Origin of the sequence: Rhizobium sp. TRM95796, assembly GCF_025779995.1 — a bacterium.
In the GTDB taxonomy this organism is placed as follows: Bacteria; Pseudomonadota; Alphaproteobacteria; order Rhizobiales; family Rhizobiaceae; genus Rhizobium_E.
The window spans coordinates 294,115-319,149 of sequence record NZ_JAOXHE010000005.1; the positions used below are offsets into that span (position 1 = coordinate 294,115).

Below are 25,035 nucleotides of genomic sequence, written 5' to 3' on the forward strand. Positions count from 1 at the left end.
ACTGCCGAGTGTGGTATTATAATACTCGCAACGGCAGACGTGCTTCGGCTGGCACTCTCCCGAAATCACCCTCATTGCTTCGATGCAGTGGGGGTGTTTTCGTTTCAGGACATGGCAGGCAAAAAGAAACCCCGCGTGGAAGGCACACGCGGGGTTCAGGTCGTCCTTTGTCTGGCAGCCGGAAGAGTTGGAAGCCGTTTCGGCTGCTGATTTATATATAGCAAGATCGGTCAGGGGATCGGCGGAAAAGTTGTTGATACTAGATTTAGCGAATAGCGCCATAATTGGCCTCGTAAAGCGGGCCGCTTGTATCCAGTCACTCGCGAACAAATTGGCGAAAGGTGCGCGCTGTGGCAAACCCCAAAGATCAAATCACTATCAAGGTGTGGAAGCTGTTCGAAGCATCCGCCTCCGGCCCGTGGGCTATCGCGGCGCTGCTGCTGATCGCTGCCGGGTATGGATGCGGGAAATGGTTTGCAGCGTGGTGACTAACGCCTGTTGCTCGCTGCGCTCGCCTGCGCGGCCTTCGGCCTTGCCGCCGCTTCGCGGCGTTCTCTTGACCTATTTCGTGGTGCCGGCGGTTTGTTGCTCTAATCCAATGCCCACCGGGAATAGGACTTACCCCCCCTCTAGAATACACCGGCAGCTTCCCCCTTACGGGGGGATGTAACTGCCGGTGTATTCTAGAGGGAGGGTATCGTCTGTTACCGTGCAACAGTTGGTGAAGAGCTATTATAGGATTGTCAGTCCAGCAGGTGGCTTCCCTTAACCTGCATTCGCTCCGCTACCCGATCTTTCGATCAAAGCGGTTATGCCCTTTCGGGCAAGCGTCATGAACCGACTTACCTTCAATCGATCCATGACCAAGCGTTGTGTCCCTCTTTCGAGCGTCACAGAGCGCTTGTCGTTATTTTGGCGTCCTTTCATCCTCACGGATGCAGCGACAATCAAGCAAAGTCACTCTCCGTCACCGGCCAGTGCTTAATCTTCTGTTTGCTTCTGGCTAGCTGATGGCGCCGGTCTGGAGTCCCGGTGTCGCCCTTGTAAACGGTGCCAGTATGGTGCGCGCATGGTGACGCCATGAGCGGTTTCTATATAGCAGAATTGTCAGGGGGGGTTTGCGAGGCGCGTAAGCTGGTAGGTTCGTCGGCTGGCTGGCACGTTTATGGCAATAGAATCGCATATCCCGCCAAGAGGTGCAAGCGGGATATGCCGGGCGCTATCGGTTCAGAATGTTGCCGGGCTTCTGCATGTTGAACACTTCCTGCCGCACCACGGCGCGCATCATGTTTTCATGTTCCTTCGCAACTTGCCGGGCAAGATCGGCATTCTGCTGCGGATCGCCGCCGGGCGCGTTGACGGTGACAGGGCTGTTGATGGTGATGGCCTGCGCAGTCACGCCGCCGCCGCGATGTTCCGATGACACAGGTGCCAGCTTGGCCGGTGATCCGACAAGCCCGCCCTTGGCATAGCCGGGCTTCCCGAGCGCAGCACGATGAAGCGCTTCGAGGTTGGCGGCGCCCAGCCTCTTGGTCGCGTCCTTTGACATGACATATTCGCCACGGTGGACGATGCCAGCCGGTTCGAACTTGCCGCCATCACCGGTATAGCCGCCGCTGCTGAAGCCGAAGATCATCCCGAGTAAGCCGGTGCCGCCGCCGAGAATACCGGAAAGCGGCCCCTTACCGAGTAGCGCCGCCTGTAGCGTGGCGTCGATCAGGCTGTTCAGAAGGCTCTGAACGGCGCCCTGCAATGTGGTTGTGCCGGTCAACAGCCCCGAAAGCGACTGTGTGAAGCCTTCCGCGAAATACTGCTGCGCATTGCGCAGCCCTTCGGTCGATGACTGAACCTGCTGGTTCTTCTGGTTCAGCTGATCGGTCATCGCGATCTTTTCACGGATCTTCTGAAGCTCCGCATCGGACAAGGTGATGCCGTCGCGCTTAGCCTGCTGCTGCGCTCGATAAACTTCAAGCTCGATACGGCGCTGCCGTTCCGACATGCCGGAAATGGACTGCTCAAAGCGGGCCTGATCAAGCCCTTCCTGAACGGTCTGGTTCAGGTTGCGGCGGGCGTCGGTCTGCTGGCGAATGAGGTCTGTCTGGCGCTGTTGGCCGGGCGATGGTTCAAGGTTCTGCGCAGCCGTGGGGGTGCCTGCATAGGCGTTGCGGATGGTGGAATCGTCCACGCGGCGCAAACCTTCCCACTCATTGCGAAGTGCCGCCGGGTCATTGCCGCGTCGTCGCAAGAGCGCGCGCGCAAGCTCGTCCTGTGTCGCCTGATCAAAGAGCCGATCACCGGAAAGACCGAGTTCGTCGCGCAAGCTGTCGAGGGTGGTGCGCGTGATTTGAAATCGTCCAACTGCCGAACTGTTGAACGTGTTGGCCGGATTGGCGAGCATCTGTGTTTGCAGCGCTCGCACCTGATCAAGCGTCATGCCGGTGAGGTTGACCGCGCCGCCCGTATACGCGCCATAGCCAAGCGTCTCGTTATAGCCGCGTCCTCTGTCGGTTCCTTCTGCCGCGCCGATCAAGTCGAGAATATTATCGTGCTGCCCATAGGTCGCGACCGATCGGGAGCGGTTGGCGATGTCTGTCGCCTGCATCAATTCGCCCCACGACAAATCCTTTCGGCCTGCCAAAGACCGATACTTCTCGTCAATCGTTGCCACGCTCGCAAGCGCGTCAAGGTCGGCCTTCAGGCCCGGAACAAGCGCCTTCAGTTCAGCCAGGGCGGTTTTGAAGTTGATTGCCGCCGTGGCGTTGCGGTCAAAGGCGGGCGAAAGCTGTTCGCTGGAATCCTTGACGCCGTCGATAACCGGGCGGGTGTCCTGCAATGCCTGTTGCACCTCGCGGATGCGCGCGTCCACGTCGCGAAGGTTGGCCTTCACGCTCTCGTCAAAGCCGAGCGAACGGGCAAGCGGCGTCATGCCGTCAAGCTCTGCCATGAGTTCGGCGCGCTGCTTCAGAAGGTCGTTCAGTTCGGAAAGCTCTTGGCGCTGATCATAGTCGCGGCGCCCGGCTTCAAGCGCGCCGGGTGCAAGGCGTTGGCTGTCAAGCCACTTATCAGCGCCGACGCTTGCGCCCGCGTCTCGGATAGACTGCGCAATCGACGCGGCGATGTTCGCGCCTTCGATGGCTGCGGCCTTGGCGCGAACGGTGAAGTTCGCCCACATAGTATCCCATTCGGCGTTGATGCGCTTGGCGGCTTCGATCTGTTCGGCGCTGAAGGTTGCGGCTTCGCTGCGCAGCTTCTGGATTTGCTCAACCGACAAGCCGAGGGTCTTTGCCAGTTCTTCGCCAGCGCCGCCGAACAGTTCGTCCAGCGCTCGCGTCTGGCCCGCCTGATCAAGCTGTTTGATCTTGCCGATCAACTCGTCGAGGAAGTCGTTCGGCTCGCGAAGCTTGCGGCCCACCTCTTCGGCGGAATAACCGAACCGGGTGAACCATTCGGCGCCGCCGCCCTTGCCGGTTCTGGCGAATTCATCGCCACGAATGTTCAGTTCCTTCAGGGCGTCGGTGACGCCGTCAACGCTGGCGCCTGTCGCCTTGGCAACATAGGCCCACTGCTGCCAAATCTTCGTCGAGACGCCAGCCTTGCGGGCTTCGCGGTCCACTTCAGCGACGGAATCCGCAATCTCTTTGAAGGCCAGCGCTGCCGCGCCAGCGCCAGCAACCGCCGCGCTGCCACGGCTGAAGGCGGCGAAACCGTTTTCGATGGTCTTGCCGATCCGGTCGAATGACCGGGAATAGCTGTCTTCGATCTTGCGCGCCGATTGCCGGGCGCGGTTTTCCATTTCGGTCGCGCCGCGCCGCTGCGCAGCGTTCGCCTTTGCAATGCCCTTTTCGAGCTTATCGACGCGGGCTTCAATATCGACCACGAGACCGCCGAGCGGTGCAATTTCAACCATTTGTCATTCCTTAGAAGATGAAGACGCCGCCGTTATCGGGGTTGTTGTAGGTGGATCGGTTGTCCTGATAGATCGCAGCGCAGCGGACGGCCATCAGCGCAGCCACGGCGCCGTCGATCTTGTCGCGGGACTTGGACTTGTCGAATTTGCGATTGCCTGCGGCGTCTCTGACAACGGCAACGTTGTCGAAGTTCCAGCGCAAGACCGGGTTGGCGGCGTGGTAAAATTTGCTGTCGAGAATAGCCTTCTCTGTCACGTCGCAGGCAGGCGACATGGAAATGAAGCCCTGTCTGAAATCGACAACCGGGAAGTTATCGGCCATCAGGTTTTGCTGAAGCTTCTGCGCTCGCCACGGGTCAAAGGCGATCTGGCGAACATCGTGCTCTTTGCAGATGTCGCGGATCTTCTTTTCGATGAAGTCGAAATCGATGGTGGCGCCGGGTGTGGCGGTTACGTAACCGGCCTTTTCCCATTCACCATAGTTGACGCCTTCGGTGCGGGATTTTTCCGCGATGGCGTCGGCGGGCGCGAAGAACCATGGCCGGATGATATAGCCGCCGTCATCGGTCGGCCATGCCGCAACCACGGCGCCAAGGTCGTTCACCTGTGCGAGGTCAACGCCGATGAAGCAGGGGCGGCCCTTCAGGGCTTTGAAATCAACCGGGATCGATCCGCACCGGTCATAGGCTTCCATGCTGACAAAGGGCGATGAAGACTGGTTTTGCCAGATGCCGAGGAAAAGCTGTTGTAGGGTTTCCCGAGCCGTAACTGAGAATTCCGCTTCACAAGCGTTTTCACGCAAGCCTTGAAGTGATGGATAGCCGTCAGCAAGGCCGGGAAGCACTTGATGCCAAATCGCCTCATCGCGCCAATCAACATCAGCTGGACATTCGAAGATGACTGGCAAGACGTGCGGCGCGGTGACTATGCCCAACTGAACAAGCTTGGCGTCGGCAACTTCCTTGTAGCCAATGTTCTCTTGTCCACGGCCTGCCGTGGTGAGCATGACCACAAGCGTGTCATCAATCTTGCGAGAAGCAGAAGTTAGAACCTTGAACAGTTCGCGGTGCTTCTCGTTTTTCCACCCGTGGACCTCGTCAAGAATGGCGACGTTCGGGGTGGAGCCGTGATGATTGATGCCTTCGGACGAAATCGCCTCATAGCGGGTGCGGGTTTTGGCGTTGGCGATCTGGGATTTGTAATCGCGGATTTTGGCCTTGCCGTTATACCGCTTGTCCTGCGATACGATCAGCGCCACCTCTTCGAAGAGTTCGCGCGCCTGCTTCCTATGTGTCGCTGCCGACTGAATGAGGCCACCGGGAACCGCTTCGGGACCGAAGGCGCAAAGCAGGACGATAGCGGCGGCAAGCGCCGTCTTGCGCGATCCGCGGCCAAGTTGGATCACCACCTTTTTGATGATGCGGGTTCCGTCCGGGTTGCGCGGCCCGAAGATGGCGCGAATGATACGCTCCTGCCACGGCGCCAACTGGAAAGGATGGCCGGGCGCGGGGTTCTTCGGATGGCGGTTTTTGCGCAGCCATTGAACGTCACGTTCCCCATAGCCGAAGGGATCGGGAATGGGTGAGCCGTCAAAGAGCCATTCGGGGCGGATGACAAGGGTGCTCATAGGAAGTCTTCATCTTCATCAGGGAGTTCGCCAAGGGCGGCGCGGGATCGAGCCGAGGGCGTCAGGCCAAGTTCAGCGGCGGCGCGAAGCTGCATTTGCTGCGCTTGAATAAGGGCGGTGCTTGCCGGGTGCCGCTTGCCGGATGGCAGAACGTGACCTTCCACCTGAAGCAGCCGGTGAAGTTCCCGCATGGTGCCGAAGGCAATGCAGTAGTTTTCGAGGGCGCCCAGATCAGCGACGGTCAACACGCGGCGTTCGGTGATCAGGATCGGCGCGACACGGCGCCATTCCGCTTTCGCATCCTTTGACAAATAGGACGGCGGTGCCTGAACCGTGGTGACGGGTGACGTTCCGGGCGTGATTGCCGAAGGCTTGCATCCGCGTGTCATTCGAGCGCGTCCACGGTCAATTCTAGGCCGCCACGCGGCCCGAAATCCGCGATGGATTTCAGGTTATAGGCGCGGCCCAGGTATCGGATGCGATCAGCCGTGGTCAGGCCGGTGAGGTATCGGGTCTTGAATGTCAGGCCAGCCGTCCCGGCTTCCCCGTAGCCGGTGGCGCCTTCGGTCGTCGCCTGCTGCGCAAGTTCGGCCCTGATAGTGCCGATCAGGGTCCACGTCGAAGTTACGTAACCGGCTGCATCAACAGCCTTCACTTCCCGTTCGATCATGAGGGCGTGTTTCAGCTTTCCGGCGCGCATCAGATCACCCAACGAACAAGGGCTTCCACCGACAAAACCCCATGACCGTAGGCGTCGGGGTCAGGGTCACGCGGGTAGCGGGCGCCGGTGATCTTGAATTCGAAGCAGTCGCCGCCGGTAACGGTCAGCTTGCCATCAAGGGCGCATTGAACCGCCCATGTGATTTCCTTGGCCTGCCGCTCGCCTTCGTTGACGGTCCAAGCGTGAACATCAAGGAAGATTTCCGCGATGCGCTGCGATGTATAGTCATTGCCGTGCATGACCGTATGCGCCTCACCGATGCGGATGCAGGGGCATTCATCGGGGCGCGTCGTCCCGGCCTTGATCCGATCAGCGGGAACAAGGGCGGTTACAGCCGGGGAGTTGATCAGTTTGGCGCGGATGGCCTCTTGCAGGGCAATGGTCGGTTCGATCATTTCGGGTTCAGCTTTTTGGTGACTGCGTTGATGGTGCGGGTCATGCGGTTCAGGATGCGGGTTCGCGCCAAGCGCCAGCTAGGGCGAAGGAAAGGCTGCGCTTCCATCTTGACGGTCCCGAATTCGAGCATGTGGGCGTAGCGCACTTGCGCATCCCCAACGGTCACAAGCGCCTGATTAGGGCCTGCGGTGCGCTGCCCGCCTTGAGAGGCATAAGCCGGGGTTGTCTCACCGGGTCCGGTGACTGCGATGGAATCGACAAGCTCGCCTGTGTCCTTCGGAGCGAGGGCGCGCATGTTCGCCGCCACCTCTTCAGCCGAGCGCATCAAGGCCGGGCGAAGGGCGGCAAGGATTTCAGCCGGGACAGCGTTCAGGCGCCGCTCAAGATCACGCGATTGTTCGGTTAGGGTCTTATTCGATGACACGGCCCGTCACCTCGATACGGTAGGGGCGCAACCGATCAACCACGGAATTGGGGGTTTCGGAGCCGGAAACGCCAATAAGGAAGGCTTCCCGGTTCTCGAAATCGTGCGCGGCGAGCAACAGGATGGCCTGTTTGACCGATGCCGGGATGGTCGTGAAGTCGGAAAGCGGGCGCCCGAGCAACGCAATCACGCGCTCTTCGGCGGTGTCGAGATAATGCTGAAGCAGTTCGTCGGTGCCGCTGGCGAGGTTGCCGAGCGCGCCGCTTTCAATGACTTCATCATGCCCGATATGGGCCTTGAACAGGGAAAGGGAGACGACGCTCATCGGGCTTCGGTGTCCATGTTGGAAAATCTCATTTCGGCGCTCTCTCGCGCGTGACTCCCCGCACCGGTCCCTAAGCCGCTGACAAGTCGAGACCTACCCCCGGTCCTGCTGCTGGATCTCACCGTGTGGATGGGCTTCTTTTTTTCCTGCGCTGCTGCCAGCGTGTCAGCTGATGGTGCTTTGCTGATCATGATGGCAACACGGTCGCGAACGGCTTCAGGGTCGCATCCGGCAAGGGTGCAGACTTCAGCGAAATCGGGGTTCGGCTTCAGGATGTAGGCGCGGGCTGCTTCGATCTCGCGGAGCTTTTGGGTGTGCGAACCGGCATGGGGTGGCCCATGAATGGCGTCTTCGATGGCTGTTTGAAGCACGGTGTGCCAAAGGTCAGAGAAGACGTGTGGAAGCGCGCGGGCGTCTTCAAACTCGATTGCGCTGGTGTTGGTTGCGGCTGTCATCTGCTGCGCTCCTGCTTCTGCTTCACGCTGTTGTGGTGGAAAGCGCAGAGGGGTTGCAGGTTGGACGGATCAAGGCGCCGATCAGGTGCGAGGCGGATCGGGATAATATGATCAGCGACGGTTGCCGGTGTGGTCTTGCCCATGGCTGCGCACATGCGGCAATGCGGATACTTGCCGAGGAAGTAGCGGCGTAGCTCTTCCCAATCGCGATCATAGCCGCGATCACGGGAATTGAGCCTGTTCTGATCGTGGCGGCGGTTGCGTTCGCGGTCCTGCTTACGCTGGCACTGGCAGCGCTCACCGGCTGGCACGGTCTGGCCGCAATGGCAAAGGCGGGGCGGCTTCATGCGCTGCCCTTTTGCTTCAGGCTGTTGAACGCATCGCGGTCAAAGGCGGGATCATACCCAAGCTGTTCAACGCGCTTCAGGCGGTCGGTGGTGTAGCTTTCGGCCTGAGTGGGCTTGTTGGTCCCGGCGCCGTGAAGCTGGTTCATGTAGGCAAGATGGCCGCGTTGTGCGGAGATGATTTCAGCCGGGGTTGCGGCCCAGGTATCGGCGGGCGTCCAATGCAGAACGCCGGTCGCGAATTCGAAGAGTTCGGTTAGCCTTTCGATCAGGTTCGGTTCAGCGGTTGCGCCGGTTACGGCACCGGGCTTGCTGTCATCATGATCCACAAGACCGAGCGAGCGCGACACGAATTCGCGGATGGCAGGGATATGGACCTGAAGCCGGGGAATGGCTTTTCGGTCGGCAACTTCAAGCGCAAAGATGCGCAGCGCTTTCACGGGATCATCGGCGCCAAGGGCTGCGATGCTGCAAATCATCGGGAAATCGAGTTCCGCAATTCCCTTGTCGAGTTCCGCCAAGGTCCACTTTTCGGCCATGATGAAACCGGCCCGCAAAGAGGGCTTCAAGATGGCGGCAATGCCGCCAGCTTGAAGGGTGATCGGAGACTTTGCGAGCCGGATAGTCATGGGTTAAGCCTTCATCTTCAGCTTAACGATGGCTTCGCCGTTGACGACGCCGCCGCCGAAACGGGCGCGGGTGTTGCCCTTTACAAGGCCGATGCTGAAGCCGGTCAGGTAGTCCCATTCTATGTCGGGGCGGACGCGATCAACGATGGTGTAGGCTTCGCCGATATCGCCGAACACAATCGGCGTTGCGCCTGCCACCGGGTTCGGCATGTGGTCGGCGGCAAAGACCGGGCGGCCAAGCAGCAAATCGGGCTGACCGGCGGCAAGGCTGCTCTGCCAGATATGGGTTCCGCTGGCGTCCGTAAGCTGGCGCAACTTGGCAAGGGACTTGCTGTTCATCAGCCAAACGCCGTTGTCGCGATAGGCGCTCTTCAGAGCATAGAAGAGTTCGATCAGTTCATCAGCGGTGAAGGCTGTCGATGAAGCCGTGGTGATGGGCGCCAGAACTTCGGTCGCGGTCAGGATGCCTTCGGCCTGCGTCGTGCCGTTGCCGCCGATGAACTGCGACTGTTCTTTTTCGGCGTAGCCCTGCGCCAGTCGGTTGACGAAAAACGATTCCAGCATGACGGCAGAATCTTCGAGCATCTGGCGCGTGATCGGAACGATCACGCTCGATTCAAAGACGCGCAGAAACTTGGAGCCGAATTCCGGCGAGGATTCGGGGCGCGGCGACGTTTCCGTGACTTCGCCAATCGTCACGTCAGTGACAAGGCTGGGAACCTCGATAGAGGGGCCTTCGACGGTGATGACGTTGGCGAAGCGCCGAACCGGCGATTGCGCCATCAGTTTCACGATAACCTTGTTCATCAGCGCATTCGGGATCAGGGCGGCGCCGGTTGCAGTCGAAAGCGCCTTCTGAATGCCGGTGTTGCGCAGACTGTCGAAGAAGGCTTTCACCTCTTCGTTGTCATTGTCGGCGGACGGGTTGTTATTGTTGACGCCGCGAAGGCGGGAAGCCTTGGCTTCGATGGCGTCCATGCGGGCCTTCAGAAGCTTCAGTTCATCTGGCGTGGCAACCGGATCGTTCTTCACTTCCGGTTCATTGATGGTTTCAGGTTCCATATGGGTTTCCTTGTCGCTGGATTTGACGATGGTGACGCGGGCGCCCGGATTGACCGGGCGACGGCAAAGCGAGATTTCATGGATGTTGACGCCGGTAATGCTGCGGGTGCCGTTGGCGAGCTTGCGGGCGCCGGTAATTTCACCCTTGACCGAAAGGCCCGTGATGGCGCCTTTCTGAAGCTTGCGGTATGCGTCCCGAGCGGGACCGATGGCCTCAAGAAAGAGGCGCCCGGTGACTTCAAGGCCGGTATCGGTTTCCTTGAAGGATTTCCAAATGCCGATGACGGCGCCGTCTTGATGCTCCATAACCATGGGAACATCGGCGGCGAATTCGAAGGCGCCCTTTTCGATGCTGTCGCCTTCGGTATCGACCGTATCAAACGGCCATGCGATGCCGGTCACGGTGCCAGCGTCATCGATAGAGAATTCACCCTTGATGATCAGGTTGTCGGCGCCGGTCATTCTGCCACCTGTTCAAGGGCGTCATTGATGGCGTTGGTCATCAGTGCGTCGGGGATGCCTGCCCACCGTGCATCAAGGATATCGAGGGCGAGTGGAAGGGTTTCAGCGAACGGGCGGTTCTTTGCGTAGGCGTCTACAAGCTGCTGCGCTCGAATAGGGGCGGTGCCGCCACCGATCAGGCCACAACGGATCACCTCGACAATATCTGAGATGTAAAAGAGTCTAGCGGTGATCCGCTGGTAAAGCTCACCGATGCCAACGCCGGTCTTGCGCTGAAGCTCTTCAATAATCTCGAACGAAAGAGCGAAGTCATATTCGCCATCGCCAAAATAGGCGCGGTGTTTGGTCGGGTCGGTCATTGCGCGGAATCCTGCGGCGCCTCTACCGGCGCGGTGCTGTTCGATGTCGTGTAGGGGTTGGCGAGGTTGTCAGCGTCGGGGCGCGGCGGCAGGTTCAGGCCAGCGCGGACTTCGTTCGCGGTCATTGCGCCCATGCTGCGATACTGACCATATGCGGCGGCGCGCGCTGCTTCATCGGTGGAAACGATATCTTCGGTCACGAATTCGACGTAGAACCGGGCGCGCTCTTCAGGGGTGAGCAAGCATCGGGCATAGGCCCAAGCCCACCGGGTCAGCCATGGCTTCAGGGTCATGGTCAGGAACTGCTGATTCAGTTCAGCGACGTTCTTGAATGTCCCATTAGAGAGCTCGAAAATCATCGTGGGCGGAATGTTGAAGGCGCGGGCGATTTCGCGGATTTGCTCAATTCGGTTTTTGGCAAACTCCGCATCTGCGAGCGTGGTGGAAAGGGGGCGGTAGTCCATTCCTTCATCAAGGATCGCGGTGCCACCGGCCCGGTTTCCCGAGTGGCTGCTGAACCACGATGAAGCCAGGTTCTTTTTGCCTTCCTGATCGATGACTTTCGGCGAAAGGATCACGCCCGAAGGGCGCCCACCGTTGGCGAACAAGCTGGCAATGTGGCGTTCGAAGGCGATGGTCAGGGCGATGGCTTCGCGCGCCTTGACGATGGGCGAACCATCCGGTGCGGCAATGTGCAGGATGTCGGTGAATTCAAACCGAACCTGCCCGCCGCTCTTGGACGACACAATATAATAAGGTGTGCCATCGTCATATTCATTGCATTGAACAGAATGAGGGTTCAGCCGGTTGAGCTCCAATGGTCGCCCGTCGAATGAGCGCACAACTTCAGCGAAGCCATTGCCGGTGAACATGGCGTCACGCTGAAGCTGCTGGCGAAGTTCTGACGCGGACGTGAAGGGGTTCGCTTCATCGTGGATCAGCTTGTAAGCGGGGTGATCCTTGATCGCTTCGCGGCTGGTGCGATCAAACAGCTTTGCAGGAAGATCACCGACTTTTCCCGAGATAGTCCCGACTGCGCAGAATACAGCGGGAACCTGCATCGCAATAGAAGGCGTGACTTCGATGTTTGAGGCGGTCGGGTAAAGACCGAAAAAACCGAGAACATCGGGATCGGCGACAGATACGGCCTTCTGTATCGACCGTTCAACTTTAAAGAATTCCACGATGTTCTTAAGCGTATTCCGCATTGATACTGCTAAGCTCTTTCTTTGACTTAGCAATATTCTGACACGGGTCGAATCGTCTGTGAATCCTAAAAATCACAAAAATTGATGTTTTTAGCGAAAAACATCAAAATAAATGATCAATCTTAAGGTCCGGGTATTTGATGGCATTAATCAGTTCCACGCGCTGTTCAAGCATACCCTGCGGAAGAATGCCGTAACGGCCCGTCATGGTCGCCTTCGTATGCCCAAGGATGAAGCCGAATTGTTCATCAAGGAAACCGGCGCGGCGCAACGCATCGGTAGCGCCGTGTCTGAAGCTGTAGAGCGAAAGCCCGCGTCCTGTTTTCATCCCGAGCCGGATCAGGTAGCGGCTGAATTCACGGGACCAATCCGCAATCATCTGACCACGGGCATTGCGCTCTGCCAGTGGGAACAGCCGAGCTTGACCAGCCTTCTTCATGCCAGCGTGGTAGTTCAGGAAACCGAGCTTGACCAAATCCCTATGCACCGGGACCACGCGCATGGAACCCTCGTTCTTCGTGCTCTTATCGCCTTCTCCTTCTTCAGTGATATGCATGATCCAATGACCATGTTCCTGCCGAACATCGGAAATCGCCATCTGCGCAATCTCACCGGGTCGGGCGCCGCTGAACAGCATGATCAGAGGTATCCAGTATCGATGGTCCCGAATGGTTACGTTACCGGGCTTGGCGATGTTGCGCCATTCGCTGGCGCTTTGGCAGCCGGTGAAGAGCGGTGATGCGAAGAGGGTGTTCAACTGATCAGTCGTGAAGGGGATCGTGGTCTTTTTCTTCTCCTTGGCAAGGCTCATGCCTTCGGTCGGGTTTTGGTCAATGTATCCATGCGACACAAGCCAGTTGCAGAAGGCGCCGAGACTGGAAAGGTAGCGGTTCACGGTGCGCGGTGTCAGGACGGGCTTGCCGATCTTCTCGTTGTGCTTCACGATCTGCGCAAGCTTCATTCCCTCGAAAGCTTTGGTTTCCGTCGCCTTCACCGGATACTTCATCAATAGCGCTTTCCACTCGCGCACTGGCTTCTTGTCCATCCGATGCACCGGGAAAGTGCTGCCAACATAGTCCACGAACGTGCCAATATCCCGCCGCGCCTGATTTAGGGTGTCGGTTGCGATGGCCTTCGGATTTTCCCGAGCGTAGACTTCGAACAACTCCATGATCGTTTCACCGGGCTTGGCACGTTCCCGAGCCGTCCCGATGGCGGGCTTAACAATGGGGTCTTTTGGGGCGCCGCTGTAGTCGCCGCGATCACGTTCAAGGGTGCGCTCAAGTCCCTCGATTTCGGCCCGCATCATGCGCCGGGCGATGTCTTTGGTATCGGCGGCGTTGGGTAGCAGCTTGTTGCCTGCCACATAGCCGGTCACTTCATCACCGATCAGCGCGGTTTCGCCGCTGGCAAGGTGCTGGCGCAATGTCTTGAGTTTGACGGCGCGCGCTTCGGCTTCATAATCCTTCTGTGCATTCAAAACCCGAACCTCAAGACTGGCACCGAGCATCGCTACCGGGTCGGCTGCGTCAAGGCCCGCCTTTTCCGCGTCGGCAATGGCAGTCTTCAGGGCGGCGTTAATCTGCGCTTCCGTGGGCAGCGCCCGGCGCGCGGCTTCATCGCGATCTAGAACGGTCTCATAGTGCTGCCATGTCGCGGCGGCTTTGTCGTCGGCGGTGATCTGGCGCCGGGAACGGATGTCATCAAATATCGCATCCCATTTTGCAAGCTCAAGATTGAGCCGCACCTTTGCCGCCGCTTCATCCTTGGTTCGAAGGGAGACTTTCTTATCTTCGGTTTTGAAGTGGTCAATCAGATCAGTTGGGATGTAGACGCGGGCATAATAAGTGCCATCGCGCCGCTGTAGATTTGACCGCCTTGCCATGCTACCGTCTCACTATTCCGGAACACCAAACCGGAACAGTTGTATCTTAAAATGCATAGTAAATGCAATAAGATAAGTAAATTCATGCGGCTAGAAAAAGTTGGATTTTGTTCCAGGCGCCCCAGCCACCACCACGACGACGGCCCCCACGGATTTGAGAAGCGTGACCTTCACCTTCTGTCCGCGCCATGACTCCACTCCGCTCCGTCGTCCAGAAGCGACCCTGCCTGCTGCGCGGCGAGCGCGAAGCGGCTTGAAGCATGGCTGCGCAAGCGTCCTGAAAGCTGCGTCATCGGTTCGTTTTGGCCTCGGCGCCTGAAAGCCGGATTGCGGGTCGGACGAACTGCGTGTAAAATCCCTCAATGCTTGATCGTTCATCCCAGTCGCCGACGACCCATATCCCCACCGACGCGCTCAGCGAAGTTCTCCAGGACTTTCGCCTGAGCGGCGTCAATTATGGGCGCTGCGAGTTGCGTCATCCCTGGAGCCTCGCTTTTCCGCAGCAACAGCTGCTTCGCTTTCACTTCGTCAGCGAAGGGCCCTGCTGGATCCATACGGACGCCTTGGGATGGCAGGGGCTGCAGAGCGGCGATCTGGTGTTGTTGCCGCAGGGCGTCGAACATCGACTGGCCAGCAATCCCGATGTGGTCGGCGATTGTCTTAAGAGCTGCCAGGTCACCAAGCTGGGGGACAATGTCTGCGAAGTGGTCAAGGAGGGGACCGGGGCGACGAGCACGCTGTTCTGCGGCTCGATGGCTCTGGGCGCGAATGCGCTCAATCCGTTGATCGCCCTGATGCCGCCGATCATCAAAGGGTGTGACGTGGCCGGCAATGATCCGATCGTCAGCCCGCTGCTCGCCGCCATGACGGTGGAGGCGTGTCAGCCCCAGATCGGCAGCGCCACGGTCTTGTCGCGCATGGCGGACGTGCTGGTGGCGCGGCTCATTCGCTGCTGGGTCAATTGCAGCGGAGCCTCGACCAGCGGCTGGCTCACCGCGATCCGCGATCCTCATATCGGCCGCGCGCTGGCCGCCATGCACCGCAATCCCGGCCATGACTGGACGCTCGAAACCCTTGCGGCCGTGGCGGGGCAGTCGCGCTCGATCTTCGCCGAACGCTTCAGCGCCATCCTGGGCGAGGGCGCGGCGCGCTATCTCGCCCGCCTGCGCATGCAGTTGGCGCGCGAATTGCTCGGCCAGAACAGGTCGGTGGCCGAAGTCGCCTCGCAACTGGGTTATGAATCCGAAGCGTCCTTCGCGCGCGCCTTCAAGCGCATCACCAGCCTTTCCCCGGGCGTTGTGCGCCGCATCAATTCCGGACGAACGGACATGGAATTCGGACTTTAGATCACAGATCATCCTGGCGGACTTCGCTATGAGAGCTCCAAACCCAGGAGATAGTGCAATGACGGATACGACATCCCAGCTCGATGGCTCTGCGATCGAGCTCGATTCCACCGCCCCGCGTCCATGGAGCCCCGCGACCTGGTTCGCCGTCGTCTCGATGGCGGCCACCAGCTTTGCGCTGGTGTCGGCGGAATTTCTGCCGGCCGGCCTGTTGACGCCCATGGCGCGCGACCTCGGCGTCAGCGAAGGGACCGCCGGCCAGGTGGTCACCGCCACCGCGTCCGTCGGCGCGGTCACGGCCCTGCTGAGCAATGTCCTCATCGGCAAATTAAACCGCAAGACGGTGCTGGTCGGCCTGAGCGCCCTGGCCATCGCCTCCAATCTCCTCGCCGCGCTCGCGACGGATTTCTGGCTGTTGCTGCTGGGCCGCGCCGGGCTGGGCGTCGCGCTCAGCGGGTTCTGGGCGCTTTCGGTCGCCGTCGTGGCGAGAATGGTCGGCGCCAATGCGACCGGCCGGGGCATGGCCATCGTCACCCTCGGCGTTTCCCTCGCCACCATCGCCGCGCCGTCCATGGGCGCTCTGATCAGCGAATGGATCGGCTGGCGCGCCGCCACCGCCATGACGGCGGGTCTCGCGGTGGTCGCCATGCTGCTTCAGATCCTCAGTCTGCCGTCTCTGCCCGCAAGCGCCAGCAACAGCCTGTCCGACGTCTTCCGGCTGACGAAGCGGCGCACGGTGCAATTGGGCATGCTCGCCATCCTCCTGCTGATGACGGGACATTTCGCCGGCTCGGTCTATGTGCGGCCGTTCCTCGAACAGGTCACGCTGCTCGGCGCCGGGTCGATCGCCGTGGCGCTGTTCGGCTTCGGCATCGCCGCCGTGGTCGGCAATGTCGTCGGCGGCCGTTTGGCGGACGCCGATATCCGCATGGCGCTCACCGTCACCGCCGGGTTGATGATGTTCGCCACGCTCGCGCTCGTCCTCTGGGGCGTCAACAGCGCCGCCGCCTTCGCGCTGGTGACGCTGTGGGGTCTCGCATTCGGCATGGCGCCGGTGGTGCTGCCCACCAACCTGTCGCGCGGCGCGTCGGATTCGCTGGAATCGGCCGGCAGCCTGATGGTGGTGTCGTTCCAGGTCGCCATCAGCATCGGCGCGGTCGTCGGCGGTTATCTGGTCGATGGTTACGGCCCGTCCGCGCCCCTGACGCTGACCGCCGTGCTGGCGTCGGCGACCATAGTCCTGGCGATGACGCAGCGCCGCAGCTGACGCCCAGCATCGGCGCGCGAGAGCGGTTTCATCTCCGGCGAAGAGGTGATGCCGATGGCCTTTCCGGGACCGAAGACCTCTTTCGTCCCGGGCCGGGAGCCCGTCGCGGCCGCTCCGCGGGCTCCGTCGAACCGGTTGCATACATATCGTAAATTCTGATATGGAGCACTGGAAGACAGGGGAAGATATGACTGGCAAGGTATTGGTGATCGATCCGATCGAACGGCAGGACCTCATCAAGGGTCTCGCCAGCGATGTTCGCGTCATGATGTTGAAGCTTCTCCGGTCGAGCGGGCCGAAGAACGTCAACGAGATCGCCGAAGAGCTCAAGCTGCCGCAGTCCACCGCGTCGATCAATCTGAAAATTCTCGAGGATTGCGGGTTGATCTACACGGAGGGGCAGCGGGCGAAAAAGGGGAGCCAGAAGCTCTGCTATTCGGCGTTTCAGGAAATACTGATCTCGTTTTCCGAACCCGTCGCCGATCCCCGGGCGGATGCGATCGAGGTCTCCATGCCGCTGGGACTCTACACGCAGTTCGAAGTTTCGGCTCCCTGCGGGATGTGTTCCAAGGACGGCGTCATCGGTCTCCTGGATGTTCCGGATACGTTTCTCGATCCTGACCGCATGAAGGCCGTTCTCTTGTGGTTTAACAAGGGCTACGTCGAATATCAGTTTCCAAACAATACCTTGCTGAAAAAGGCCAAGCCCAGGGCGATCGAATTCTCGATGGAATTGAGTTCCGAGGTCCCGGGAACATCGGAAAACTGGCCGTCGGACATCTTCCTCCAGGTCAACGGCGTGGAGATCGGGACCTGGACCTCGCCGGGCGATTACGGCGACAAGCGGGGCGCCTTCACCCCGGACTGGTGGAAGCTCGCAGGCTCGCAATACGGCAAGCTGAAGAACTGGCGCATCAACGGCCAGGGCAGTTTCGTCGACGGCGTGAAGATATCCAACGTCACCCTGGATGCGCTCGATCTGGACAAGCATCGGTCTATCCGCATGCGCGTCGGCGTCAAGGACGACGCCGAGCATCCGGGCGGGATCAACATATTCGGCAGCGGCTTCGGCAATTACGGCCAGGACATCATCCTCCGCATCCAGGTGTGAAAAGCCATAGTTTCACTTGACGGCGCCCGCCACTTTGGCTTCATATACCAAGAATTCGGATACGAACCGAAATTATTGATATTGAATCTGGGAGGAGAGGACTTTGGAGGCTCGCGTCACCGCGCATGCGCGCTATACAATCGCAGATATCGACAAGCGGCTCTACGGTTCCTTTCTAGAGCATCTGGGGAGGGCGGTCTACACCGGCATCTACGAACCCGGTCATCCCGAGGCTCTTCCCAATGGCATGCGCAAGGATGTCATCGATCTCGTGCGCGAACTCGATACGCCGATCTGCCGCTATCCGGGCGGCAACTTCGTCTCCGCCTATAACTGGGAGGACGGCATAGGCCCGAAGGAGAGCCGTCCGACGCGGCTCGACCTCGCCTGGCGCACCTCCGAATCCAACCAGGTCGGCATTCACGAATTCGCCGAATGGGCGGAAGCCGCCGGCGTCGACATGATGCTCGCCGTCAATCTCGGCTCGCGCGGCCTGGACGCCGCGCGGAATTTCGTCGAATATGTCAACCATCCCGGCGGCAGCCAGTGGTCGGACCTTCGCCGCAAGAACGGCCGCGCCGATCCCTGGGACGTGAAGCTCTGGTGCCTCGGCAACGAGATGGACGGCCCCTGGCAGGTCGGACACAAGAGCGCGGCCGAATATGGCCATCTCGCCAACGAGACGGCCAAGGCCATCCGCGCCTTCGACGACAAGCTCGAACTCGTCGTCTGCGGTTCATCCCATTCCGACATGGCGACCTATCCGCAATGGGAGGCGACGGTGCTGGATGCGACCTATGATCAGGTCGATTACATCTCGCTGCACATGTATTTTGAGAATTACGAAAAGAAGACCGCCGAATTCCTGGCCCTGCCGGAGAAGCTCGACCGCTATATCGGCACGATCAGCGGCGTGATCGATTTCGTGAAGGGCAGCAAGCGCTCGAAGCGCGACGTCAAGATTTCCTTCGACGAGTGGAACGTCTGGTACCACGAGCGGAAGAACGACGCCAAGCGCATGCGCGAATGGGACTGGCCGCATGCGCCGGTGCTGCTCGAGGACATCTACAATTTCGAGGACGTGCTGCAGGTCGGCTGCATCATCAACACCTTCATCCGGCGCTCCGACGTCGTGCGGGTGGCCTGCATCGCCCAGTTGGTCAACGTCATCGCGCCGATCATGACCGAGCCGGGCGGCGCCGCGTGGCGCCAGACGATCTTCCATCCGTTCCATCTGGCCTCGCGCCATGGACGCGGCACGGCGCTGCGTCTCGATGTCGACTGCGCGAGCTATGCCTCGAATGTCGCCGACGCGGTGTCCTATCTCGACATCGCCGGCGTTCACGACGGCGATGCGGGCACTCTGACTTTCTTCGCCGTCAACCGAAACGGCGTCGAGCCTGCGAACATCAAGCTCGACATCGAGCGCTTCGGACCCGTCAAGGGCGTCGAGCATATCCTGATCAAGCACGACGATCTCGAAGCGCGCAACACCAAGGAGAATCCCGACAACGTTTCGCCGCGGAAGACAACGGATGCCGTCGTGGAGGGCGACGGGATCAGACTGACCGTTCCGCCGTATTCCTACTCGATGATCAGGGTTCACCTTTAAAATCAATCGGTGGCGGCGATGCCGCCTGTCTAGGGAGGAGAATGACATGCCGAATTGGTTCAAACTTTCGAAAGCGATGCTCATCGCCGGCGGTCTGATGACCACGGCCGCCCATGCGGAGGAAACGATCACCTGGTGGGACTTCTTCGGCGGCGGCGACGGCGTCCGGATGAAGCAGATGGTCGCGGACTTCAACGAGGCCCACAAGGGCAAGATCAAGATCGACGCGACGACGCTGGAATGGGGCACGCCCTTCTATTCCAAGGTGCAGACATCGGCCGCGGTCGGGGAGGCCCCCGATATCATGACCTATCACGCCAGCCGTATCCCGCTCGCGGTGAAGCAGGGCATCCTGCAGGAAATCACCGCCGACGACTGGAAGACGATGGGCCTCGGCCAGTCCGACTACGCGCCGGCGACCTGGGAGGCGATCGGCAGCGACGGCAAGCAATATGCCGTGCCGCTCGATACCCACCCGATCGTGCTCTATTACAACAAGGACCTGCTCAAGAAAGCCGGCATGCTGGACGACAACGGCAAGCCGAAGGGAATGGATTCGCGGGAGAACTTCACCGCCACGCTCAAGGCTCTGAAGGACGCCGGCGTCAAGTTCCCGCTCGGCTCCGTCACGGCCGACGGCAACTTCATGTTCCGCACCATCTATTCGCTGGTGGGTCAGCAGGATGGCGAACTCATGACCGACGGCGAGTTCCTGGCCGGGGACAACGCCGAGAAGCTCGAAAACGCGCTGGCGGTCCTGTCGGACTGGACCAAGGAAGGGCTTCAGTCGACCTATACCGACTATCCCGCCACCGTCGCGCTCTTCACCTCGGGCGAGGCGGCGATGATGATCAACGGCGTCTGGGAAGTGCCGACCATGACGGATCTCCAGAAGAACGGCAAACTGTTCGAATGGGGCGCGGTAGAACTCCCCGTCATCTTCGATCATCCCTCGACCTATGCCGACAGCCACGCCTTTGCGATCCCCGCCAACAAGGGCAAGGAGATGAGCCCCGAAAAGCGGGCTGCGGTGCTGGAGGTGATGAGCTGGATGTCGAAGAATTCGTTGTTCTGGGCGACGGCCGGTCACATTCCGGCCTATGGCCCGGTGACCAATTCCGCTGAATACAAGGCGATGGAGCCCAACAGCACCTATTCGTCGCTCACCTCCCATATGATCTTCGATCCCAGGACGCCGCTCGCCGGCATCGCGGGGCCGATCTTCGACGTCATGTCGAACTTCTTCGTGCCGACGCTCAACGGGGAAATGGAGCCCGCCAAGGCGGTGGAAGAGATCAAGGCCGGTCTGGCCGACCTCTGACGGACGACGGCCCCGGCGAGCTCATGGTTCGCCGGGGCCATCCTCGTCTGAAATCAAGGGAAGAGCGGGGATGATGCTCAGAAATCGACGCAAAGAGACCCTTTTCGCCTTGGCGCTCGTCGCGCCTTTCGTCGCGATTTACGGCCTGGTGTTCATTTATCCGACCATCAAGCTGTTCATGATCAGCTTTACGGATGCGCCCCTGATCGGCGACGGCGCCTATGTCGGCCTCGAAAATTACGCGCGCCTTCCATCCGATCGCCGGTTCGGCACCGCGGTGTGGAATACGGCCTATTTCGTCCTGATCACCGTCATACCCGGAACGCTCGTCGCCTTTGCGATCGCGCTCGGCGTCAACCGGCTCGCCGGCCGGCTTCAAGCCGCCATCCTGGCTCTGTTCTTCCTGCCCTACATTCTGCCGGTGTCGGTGGTCTATCTCCTCTGGGACTGGACCCTGAACTTCCAGTTCGGCATCGCCATGTATGTGTTCGACCTCCTGGGCATCCCGCGCATTCCGGTGTTCAAGTCGACGGCCTGGTTCATGCCGGCCGTCGGCGTGATCACGATCTGGTGGACCGCGGGCTTCTCCATCCTGCTGTTCCTGGCGGGCCTGCGCGCGATTCCGGCTGAAATCTATGAGGCGGCCGCGCTGGATAATGCCGGTCTCTGGTCGACCTTTCGTCGCATTACCTGGCCGCTGATGTGGCCGATCACCGCGCTGGTCCTGACCATTCAGCTGATCTCGCAGCTCAAGATTTTCGATCAGGTCTATCTGTTCTCCACAGGCGGCCGTCCCAACGACAACGTGGTCCTCGTCTACTACGTCTTCCAGCGATCGTTTCAATCGGATCAGGGGGGGAGGGCGGCCGCGGTCGCGGTGGTCCTGTTCGTCCTCGTGATCGTCGTTTCGGTGCTGAATTTCCAAATGACGCGCCTGTCGGGAGGGCGGGATCGATGAATGTGACCACTGCGCGCCGCATCAATCTGATCGGCCTGATCATCACGCTGCTGACCGTGTTCTGCGCCGTCATCTGGGCTTTTCCGATGTATTGGGGCGTCGTCTCCTCGCTGAAGCCGGAGGACGAAGTCGTCCGGCCCTATATCGAGCTCTGGCCGGAGACCTTCACGGTGTCGCACTATTGGTTTGCGCTGACCCAGACCGAAATCGGACGCTGGTACGTCAATTCCATCGTCACGGCCGCGGCCGTCACCGTGCTGACGGTGAGCTCGTCGCTGTTTTGCGGCTACGCCATTTCCCAGCTGAAGTTTCCGTTCCGCAATCTTCTCTGGTGGCTCATCCTGGTGAGCTTCATGGTGCCGATGCAGACCCTGATCATCAACCATTTCGAACTGGTGGCGGATCTGGGCCTGATCAACACCTGGGCCGGCATCGTCCTGCCGCAGCTCATCCACCCGGTCATCATCATCGTCTACAAGCAGTTCTTCGACGGCGTGCCGAAGGAGTTTCGCGAGGCCGCCGTCATGGACAACGCCTCGGAATGGCGGATCCTCACCCGCGTCTATATCCCGATGAACTGGGGTGTCACGACCGCGCTGTCGATCGTCTGCTTCATCTGGTCGTGGAACTCGTTCCTGTGGCCGTTCCTCGCGGTGACCAAGACGGATATGATGACGATCACGGTGGGCATAACCCAGGTCAACGACGCTTTCGGCGTCTACTACGCCAGACAGCTCACCGCGGCGGTGCTGGCGGGCCTGCCGGTCGCCCTGGCCTATCTCGTCTTCCAGCGGCGCGTCACGGAAGCCATCACCCTGTCGGCCGGCATTAAGGGCTAGCCGGTGTCGTCTCGGACTGTGCGGACCCCGTCGAAACGGGGCCGCGCCTCTCCCTCAGACCGCCTGATAGGATCGTCCGTCGGCGTCGAACAGATGAATGGCGGACGTGTCCAGCGCCACGCGAACGCGATCGCCGGGCCGCACCTGGGAGCGTCCGCTATCTTGGGCGATGAACGGCGACCCGTCCTCGAGCGTGCAATAGGCCAGCGTGCGCTCGCCGAGCTGCTCGACGACATCGACCTTGGCTTCGGTCGAAGGGCGGGCGGGATCATCCTCGCCCGTGACGATCCGCACGGATTCGGGCCGGATGCCGAGATCGAACTTGCCCGGGGCCGGAACCGGCGCTTCGATCTCCAGCTGGAAGCCGTTCGGAAACCGGATGGGCGTACGGCCGCTGCGGACCACGTCGACGGAAAGGAAATTCATCCCCGGGCTTCCTATGAAGCCGGCGACGAAGCGCGACGCGGGCTTGAGATAGACCTCCATCGGTGTGCCGATCTGCTCGATCTTGCACTGATTGAGCACCACGATCCGGTCGGCGAGCGTCATGGCTTCCGTCTGATCATGGGTGACGTAGATCATGGTGGACTTCAGGCGCTGGTGGAGCTGGGCGAGTTCGACCCGGGTCCGCACCCGCAACGCCGCGTCGAGGTTCGACAGCGGCTCGTCGAACAGGAACGCTTTCGGCTCCTTGACGATGGCCCGGCCGATCGCCACGCGCTGTCTCTGGCCGCCGGACAATTGTGCGGGCTTTCGGGAGAGCAAATGCTCCATTTCGAGCATGCGCGCGGCCGTCGTCACGCGCGTCTCGATCTCGGTCTTGTCCACCCCGATGTTTTCGAGGCCGAAGGCCATGTTGTCCCGGACGCTCATATGCGGATAGAGGGCGTAATTCTGGAACACCATGGCGATGTTGCGCTGGCCGGGAGGCAGGGTGTCGCTGCGGACGCCGCCGATGGTCAGGGCGCCGGAATCGATCGTTTCGAGGCCGGCGATCATCCGCAGGAGCGTGGATTTCCCCGATCCGGACGGGCCGAGGAACACGACCAATTCTCCGGCGTTCACCGTCAACGATATGTCTCGGATCACCGAGACCGAGCCGAAGCTCTTCGATATGTTTTCCAAGCGTATTTCGGCCATGCACTCCTCCACGAGTTCGCATCATTTTTCCCGATATGTATCGCAAGTCAAGATATAGATCGGTTCATTTCAGCGTTTCGGGCCCCTCGGCTGATGTCGGTCATGCTTTCGCCGTCGACGGCGCGTCAATTGGCGCCTCGTTCAGCCTGGCGGCTTCGCATAGGCGCCGCCGTCTTACGGCTCGCTATCGATCTATCGAGGAGTTTGAACCCATGCAGAAAAACGAAACCGATCCGTTCGGCGTGGCGGCTGGGGCGAGGAAGCTGGCGATCGATACGGTGCTGAAGGCGCTGATCGAGCATGCCGCAAGGAATGACCCGACGATCAAAGACCGGATCGTCGCGGACATCGATGTCTATCTCGAGGCGCTTCCAGAGTCCGAGCTGGAAGACCAATTCGCCAAATGGACCCGGGCTTACATCGCCGCTCTCGTCCAGCCTGGAAATTGACCTCGGGTCGTGGAGCGGCTCGAAGAGCGTCCCACGGCGCGCCGGTTGCCCGTCACCTGTTTGCCCGTTTTCGCTACAAGCCCGCAAAATCCAGCTGCGCCTGCGTCGGTTGGCTTTTCTCGCCCAGATTCGAGAGAGTAACCCCCAACAATCGCACCGGTTTGCGAAACGGAAACGCCGTCTCGATCAATTGTCTGGCGATCTGCTCGATGTCTTGGTGGTCGGAGAGCGGTCGTTCGATCGTCCGGCTGCGGGTGATCTGCTGAAAGTCGGAAAACTTGATCTTGACCGTCACGGTCTTGGCGCTGATCCGGTGTTTCTCGCAATAGGCCCAGACCTTGCCGACGAGGGGCGTAATCTCACGCTGAGCGTCATTCAGGGCGACGAGATCCTCCGCGAAGGTGTCCTCAGCGCCCACAGACTTCCGCTCCCGATCCGGCTTGACCTGTCGGTTGTCGACGCCGCGGGCGATGCCGTAGAAGTAGGGGCCGGATTTGCCGAAATGCGCTGCGAGGAATTCGAGCGACTTCGCCTTGAGGTCAGCTCCGGTCTCGATGCCGAGCCGATGCATCTTCTCGGCCGTGGCGGGGCCGACGCCATGGAACTTGCTGACGGCAAGGCTCTCGACGAAGGCGGGGCCGTTCTTGGGCGTGATCACCGCCTGGCCATTCGGCTTGTTGAGGTCCGACGCCATCTTGGCCAGGAACTTGTTGTAGGAGATGCCGGCCGAGGCGTTGAGGCCCGTCGTCGCCTTGATGCGGGCGCGGATCTCCTCGGCGATCTCGGTGGCGATCGGCATGGACTTGAGGTTGTCGGTAACGTCGAGATAGGCCTCGTCCAGCGACAGCGGCTCGATCAGCGGCGTGTAGTCGGCGAAAATCTCGCGGATCTGCTGCGACACGGCGCGGTAGACCTCGAAACGCGGCTTGACGAAGATAAGGTTAGGGCATTTCCGCGCCGCAGTGACTGACGGCATGGCCGAGCGGACGCCGAAGGCGCGCGCCTCATAGCTCGCGGCCGCCACCACGCCGCGCGCCGCAGCCCCGCCGACCGCGACGGGCTTTCCGCGCAGGTCCGGATTATCACGCTGCTCAACGGAGGCGTAGAAGGCGTCCATGTCGACATGGATGATCTTGCGCAGGGGCGCCGGCGACAGATCCCTCATGGCAGGCGGCTCCCGGTCTCGTC

Annotated in this window: 24 protein-coding genes; 8 read left to right on the top strand and 16 right to left on the bottom strand. The window is 60.4% G+C overall.

The features are described from left to right. Window positions 1-1,219 precede the first annotated feature (1,219 nt). From OCK01_RS12810 to OCK01_RS12875, 14 genes are all read right to left on the bottom strand, one after another. A complete protein-coding gene (locus tag OCK01_RS12810) occupies window positions 1,220-3,907 on the bottom strand; it encodes a hypothetical protein (protein WP_263824244.1) in 2,688 nt (895 codons plus the stop codon). Between the two features lie 10 nt (window positions 3,908-3,917). Next, window positions 3,918-5,534 carry a terminase large subunit gene (locus OCK01_RS12815; RefSeq protein WP_263824245.1) on the bottom strand — a complete coding sequence of 539 codons (1,617 nt, stop codon included), beginning with the start codon at window positions 5,532-5,534 and terminating at the stop codon, window positions 3,918-3,920. Next, window positions 5,531-5,923, bottom strand: a complete 393-nt coding sequence (locus OCK01_RS12820; RefSeq protein WP_263824246.1) for a phage terminase small subunit P27 family — start codon at window positions 5,921-5,923, stop codon at window positions 5,531-5,533. Before OCK01_RS12820 ends, OCK01_RS12815 begins: the two co-directional genes overlap by 4 nt. Continuing rightward, window positions 5,920-6,246 carry a head-tail adaptor protein gene (locus OCK01_RS12825; protein WP_263824247.1) on the bottom strand — a complete coding sequence of 109 codons (327 nt, stop codon included), beginning with the start codon at window positions 6,244-6,246 and terminating at the stop codon, window positions 5,920-5,922. Before OCK01_RS12825 ends, OCK01_RS12820 begins: the two co-directional genes overlap by 4 nt. After that, window positions 6,234-6,650: a DUF3168 domain-containing protein gene (locus OCK01_RS12830; protein WP_263824248.1), complete on the bottom strand. Its 417-nt coding sequence runs from the start codon at window positions 6,648-6,650 to the stop codon at window positions 6,234-6,236. The genes OCK01_RS12825 and OCK01_RS12830 overlap by 13 nt, the downstream gene beginning before the upstream one ends. Then, entirely contained in the window at window positions 6,647-7,075 is a 429-nt protein-coding gene (locus OCK01_RS12835; protein WP_263824249.1) for an HK97-gp10 family putative phage morphogenesis protein, read from the bottom strand. The genes OCK01_RS12830 and OCK01_RS12835 overlap by 4 nt, the downstream gene beginning before the upstream one ends. Next, the gene (locus OCK01_RS12840; RefSeq protein WP_263824250.1) at window positions 7,062-7,400 is read right to left on the bottom strand and encodes a head-tail connector protein; all 339 of its coding nucleotides are present in this window, start codon (window positions 7,398-7,400) and stop codon (window positions 7,062-7,064) included. Before OCK01_RS12840 ends, OCK01_RS12835 begins: the two co-directional genes overlap by 14 nt. Beyond that, window positions 7,397-7,855, bottom strand: coding sequence for a hypothetical protein (locus tag OCK01_RS12845; RefSeq protein ID WP_263824251.1), 459 nt, complete (start codon window positions 7,853-7,855; stop codon window positions 7,397-7,399). The genes OCK01_RS12840 and OCK01_RS12845 overlap by 4 nt, the downstream gene beginning before the upstream one ends. Beyond that, entirely contained in the window at window positions 7,852-8,202 is a 351-nt protein-coding gene (locus tag OCK01_RS12850; protein ID WP_263824252.1) for an HNH endonuclease, read from the bottom strand. Before OCK01_RS12850 ends, OCK01_RS12845 begins: the two co-directional genes overlap by 4 nt. Further along, window positions 8,199-8,828, bottom strand: a complete 630-nt coding sequence (locus tag OCK01_RS12855; RefSeq protein ID WP_263824253.1) for a phage tail assembly chaperone — start codon at window positions 8,826-8,828, stop codon at window positions 8,199-8,201. Before OCK01_RS12855 ends, OCK01_RS12850 begins: the two co-directional genes overlap by 4 nt. Before the next feature lie 3 nt (window positions 8,829-8,831). Continuing rightward, on the bottom strand, window positions 8,832-10,352 hold the full coding sequence (locus OCK01_RS12860; RefSeq protein WP_263824254.1) for a phage major capsid protein: 1,521 nt from the start codon (window positions 10,350-10,352) through the stop codon (window positions 8,832-8,834). Next, window positions 10,349-10,711, bottom strand: coding sequence for a gene transfer agent family protein (locus tag OCK01_RS12865; RefSeq protein WP_263824255.1), 363 nt, complete (start codon window positions 10,709-10,711; stop codon window positions 10,349-10,351). Before OCK01_RS12865 ends, OCK01_RS12860 begins: the two co-directional genes overlap by 4 nt. Continuing rightward, a complete protein-coding gene (locus tag OCK01_RS12870; RefSeq protein ID WP_263824256.1) occupies window positions 10,708-11,919 on the bottom strand; it encodes a phage portal protein in 1,212 nt (403 codons plus the stop codon). Before OCK01_RS12870 ends, OCK01_RS12865 begins: the two co-directional genes overlap by 4 nt. Before the next feature lie 103 nt (window positions 11,920-12,022). After that, window positions 12,023-13,804 (bottom strand): site-specific integrase, encoded by a 1,782-nt coding sequence (locus OCK01_RS12875; RefSeq protein WP_263824257.1) that lies wholly within the window; start codon window positions 13,802-13,804, stop codon window positions 12,023-12,025. Window positions 13,805-14,166: 362 nt separating this feature from the next. Here OCK01_RS12875 and OCK01_RS12880 point away from each other — a divergent pair, with 362 nt between their 5' ends. From OCK01_RS12880 to OCK01_RS12910, 7 genes are all read left to right on the top strand, one after another. Further along, window positions 14,167-15,150 (top strand): AraC family transcriptional regulator, encoded by a 984-nt coding sequence (locus OCK01_RS12880; protein WP_263824258.1) that lies wholly within the window; start codon window positions 14,167-14,169, stop codon window positions 15,148-15,150. Between the two features lie 58 nt (window positions 15,151-15,208). After that, window positions 15,209-16,417, top strand: a complete 1,209-nt coding sequence (locus tag OCK01_RS12885; protein ID WP_263824259.1) for an MFS transporter — start codon at window positions 15,209-15,211, stop codon at window positions 16,415-16,417. A 187-nt stretch (window positions 16,418-16,604) separates the two neighbouring features. Then, window positions 16,605-17,528, top strand: a complete 924-nt coding sequence (locus tag OCK01_RS12890) for an ArsR/SmtB family transcription factor (RefSeq protein ID WP_182827095.1) — start codon at window positions 16,605-16,607, stop codon at window positions 17,526-17,528. Window positions 17,529-17,631: 103 nt separating this feature from the next. Next, complete coding sequence (locus OCK01_RS12895) at window positions 17,632-19,140, top strand: alpha-N-arabinofuranosidase (RefSeq protein ID WP_263824260.1); 1,509 nt, start codon at window positions 17,632-17,634, stop codon at window positions 19,138-19,140. Between the two features lie 46 nt (window positions 19,141-19,186). Beyond that, window positions 19,187-20,461 carry an extracellular solute-binding protein gene (locus tag OCK01_RS12900; protein WP_263824261.1) on the top strand — a complete coding sequence of 425 codons (1,275 nt, stop codon included), beginning with the start codon at window positions 19,187-19,189 and terminating at the stop codon, window positions 20,459-20,461. A gap of 73 nt (window positions 20,462-20,534) precedes the next feature. Next, window positions 20,535-21,419 carry a carbohydrate ABC transporter permease gene (locus OCK01_RS12905; RefSeq protein ID WP_263824262.1) on the top strand — a complete coding sequence of 295 codons (885 nt, stop codon included), beginning with the start codon at window positions 20,535-20,537 and terminating at the stop codon, window positions 21,417-21,419. Next, window positions 21,416-22,258 (top strand): carbohydrate ABC transporter permease, encoded by an 843-nt coding sequence (locus tag OCK01_RS12910; protein ID WP_182827092.1) that lies wholly within the window; start codon window positions 21,416-21,418, stop codon window positions 22,256-22,258. Before OCK01_RS12905 ends, OCK01_RS12910 begins: the two co-directional genes overlap by 4 nt. A gap of 54 nt (window positions 22,259-22,312) precedes the next feature. Here the strand turns inward: OCK01_RS12910 and OCK01_RS12915 are convergent, their stop codons facing one another. Next, window positions 22,313-23,398 (bottom strand): ABC transporter ATP-binding protein, encoded by a 1,086-nt coding sequence (locus OCK01_RS12915; RefSeq protein WP_263824263.1) that lies wholly within the window; start codon window positions 23,396-23,398, stop codon window positions 22,313-22,315. 212 nt (window positions 23,399-23,610) lie between these two features. On the opposite strand from OCK01_RS12915, the gene OCK01_RS12920 reads away from it, so the two are divergent. Continuing rightward, entirely contained in the window at window positions 23,611-23,847 is a 237-nt protein-coding gene (locus OCK01_RS12920; RefSeq protein ID WP_263824264.1) for a hypothetical protein, read from the top strand. 73 nt (window positions 23,848-23,920) lie between these two features. Here OCK01_RS12920 and dinB read toward each other — a convergent pair whose 3' ends face one another. After that, window positions 23,921-25,012, bottom strand: a complete 1,092-nt coding sequence (gene dinB, locus OCK01_RS12925; protein WP_263824265.1) for a DNA polymerase IV — start codon at window positions 25,010-25,012, stop codon at window positions 23,921-23,923. Between the last annotated feature and the right edge of the window lie 23 nt (window positions 25,013-25,035).

Excerpts from the sequence above, each read along its gene's own strand:
- OCK01_RS12865 (WP_263824255.1), bottom strand. The coding sequence starts at position 10,711 with ATGACCGACCCGACCAAACACCGCGCCTATTTTGGCGATGGCGAATAT.
- OCK01_RS12830 (WP_263824248.1), bottom strand. The coding sequence starts at position 6,650 with ATGATCGAACCGACCATTGCCCTGCAAGAGGCCATCCGCGCCAAACTG.
- OCK01_RS12890 (WP_182827095.1), top strand. The coding sequence starts at position 16,605 with ATGACTGGCAAGGTATTGGTGATCGATCCGATCGAACGGCAGGACCTC.
- OCK01_RS12870 (WP_263824256.1), bottom strand. The coding sequence starts at position 11,919 with ATGCGGAATACGCTTAAGAACATCGTGGAATTCTTTAAAGTTGAACGG.
- OCK01_RS12840 (WP_263824250.1), bottom strand. The coding sequence starts at position 7,400 with ATGAGCGTCGTCTCCCTTTCCCTGTTCAAGGCCCATATCGGGCATGAT.
- OCK01_RS12820 (WP_263824246.1), bottom strand. The coding sequence starts at position 5,923 with ATGACACGCGGATGCAAGCCTTCGGCAATCACGCCCGGAACGTCACCC.
- OCK01_RS12920 (WP_263824264.1), top strand. The coding sequence starts at position 23,611 with ATGCAGAAAAACGAAACCGATCCGTTCGGCGTGGCGGCTGGGGCGAGG.
- OCK01_RS12880 (WP_263824258.1), top strand. The coding sequence starts at position 14,167 with ATGCTTGATCGTTCATCCCAGTCGCCGACGACCCATATCCCCACCGAC.
- OCK01_RS12915 (WP_263824263.1), bottom strand. The coding sequence starts at position 23,398 with ATGGCCGAAATACGCTTGGAAAACATATCGAAGAGCTTCGGCTCGGTC.
- OCK01_RS12885 (WP_263824259.1), top strand. The coding sequence starts at position 15,209 with ATGACGGATACGACATCCCAGCTCGATGGCTCTGCGATCGAGCTCGAT.
- OCK01_RS12850 (WP_263824252.1), bottom strand. The coding sequence starts at position 8,202 with ATGAAGCCGCCCCGCCTTTGCCATTGCGGCCAGACCGTGCCAGCCGGT.
- OCK01_RS12875 (WP_263824257.1), bottom strand. The coding sequence starts at position 13,804 with ATGGCAAGGCGGTCAAATCTACAGCGGCGCGATGGCACTTATTATGCC.
- OCK01_RS12860 (WP_263824254.1), bottom strand. The coding sequence starts at position 10,352 with ATGACCGGCGCCGACAACCTGATCATCAAGGGTGAATTCTCTATCGAT.
- OCK01_RS12910 (WP_182827092.1), top strand. The coding sequence starts at position 21,416 with ATGAATGTGACCACTGCGCGCCGCATCAATCTGATCGGCCTGATCATC.
- OCK01_RS12855 (WP_263824253.1), bottom strand. The coding sequence starts at position 8,828 with ATGACTATCCGGCTCGCAAAGTCTCCGATCACCCTTCAAGCTGGCGGC.
- OCK01_RS12845 (WP_263824251.1), bottom strand. The coding sequence starts at position 7,855 with ATGACAGCCGCAACCAACACCAGCGCAATCGAGTTTGAAGACGCCCGC.
- OCK01_RS12815 (WP_263824245.1), bottom strand. The coding sequence starts at position 5,534 with ATGAGCACCCTTGTCATCCGCCCCGAATGGCTCTTTGACGGCTCACCC.
- OCK01_RS12810 (WP_263824244.1), bottom strand. The coding sequence starts at position 3,907 with ATGGTTGAAATTGCACCGCTCGGCGGTCTCGTGGTCGATATTGAAGCC.
- OCK01_RS12900 (WP_263824261.1), top strand. The coding sequence starts at position 19,187 with ATGCCGAATTGGTTCAAACTTTCGAAAGCGATGCTCATCGCCGGCGGT.
- OCK01_RS12905 (WP_263824262.1), top strand. The coding sequence starts at position 20,535 with ATGCTCAGAAATCGACGCAAAGAGACCCTTTTCGCCTTGGCGCTCGTC.
- dinB (WP_263824265.1), bottom strand. The coding sequence starts at position 25,012 with ATGAGGGATCTGTCGCCGGCGCCCCTGCGCAAGATCATCCATGTCGAC.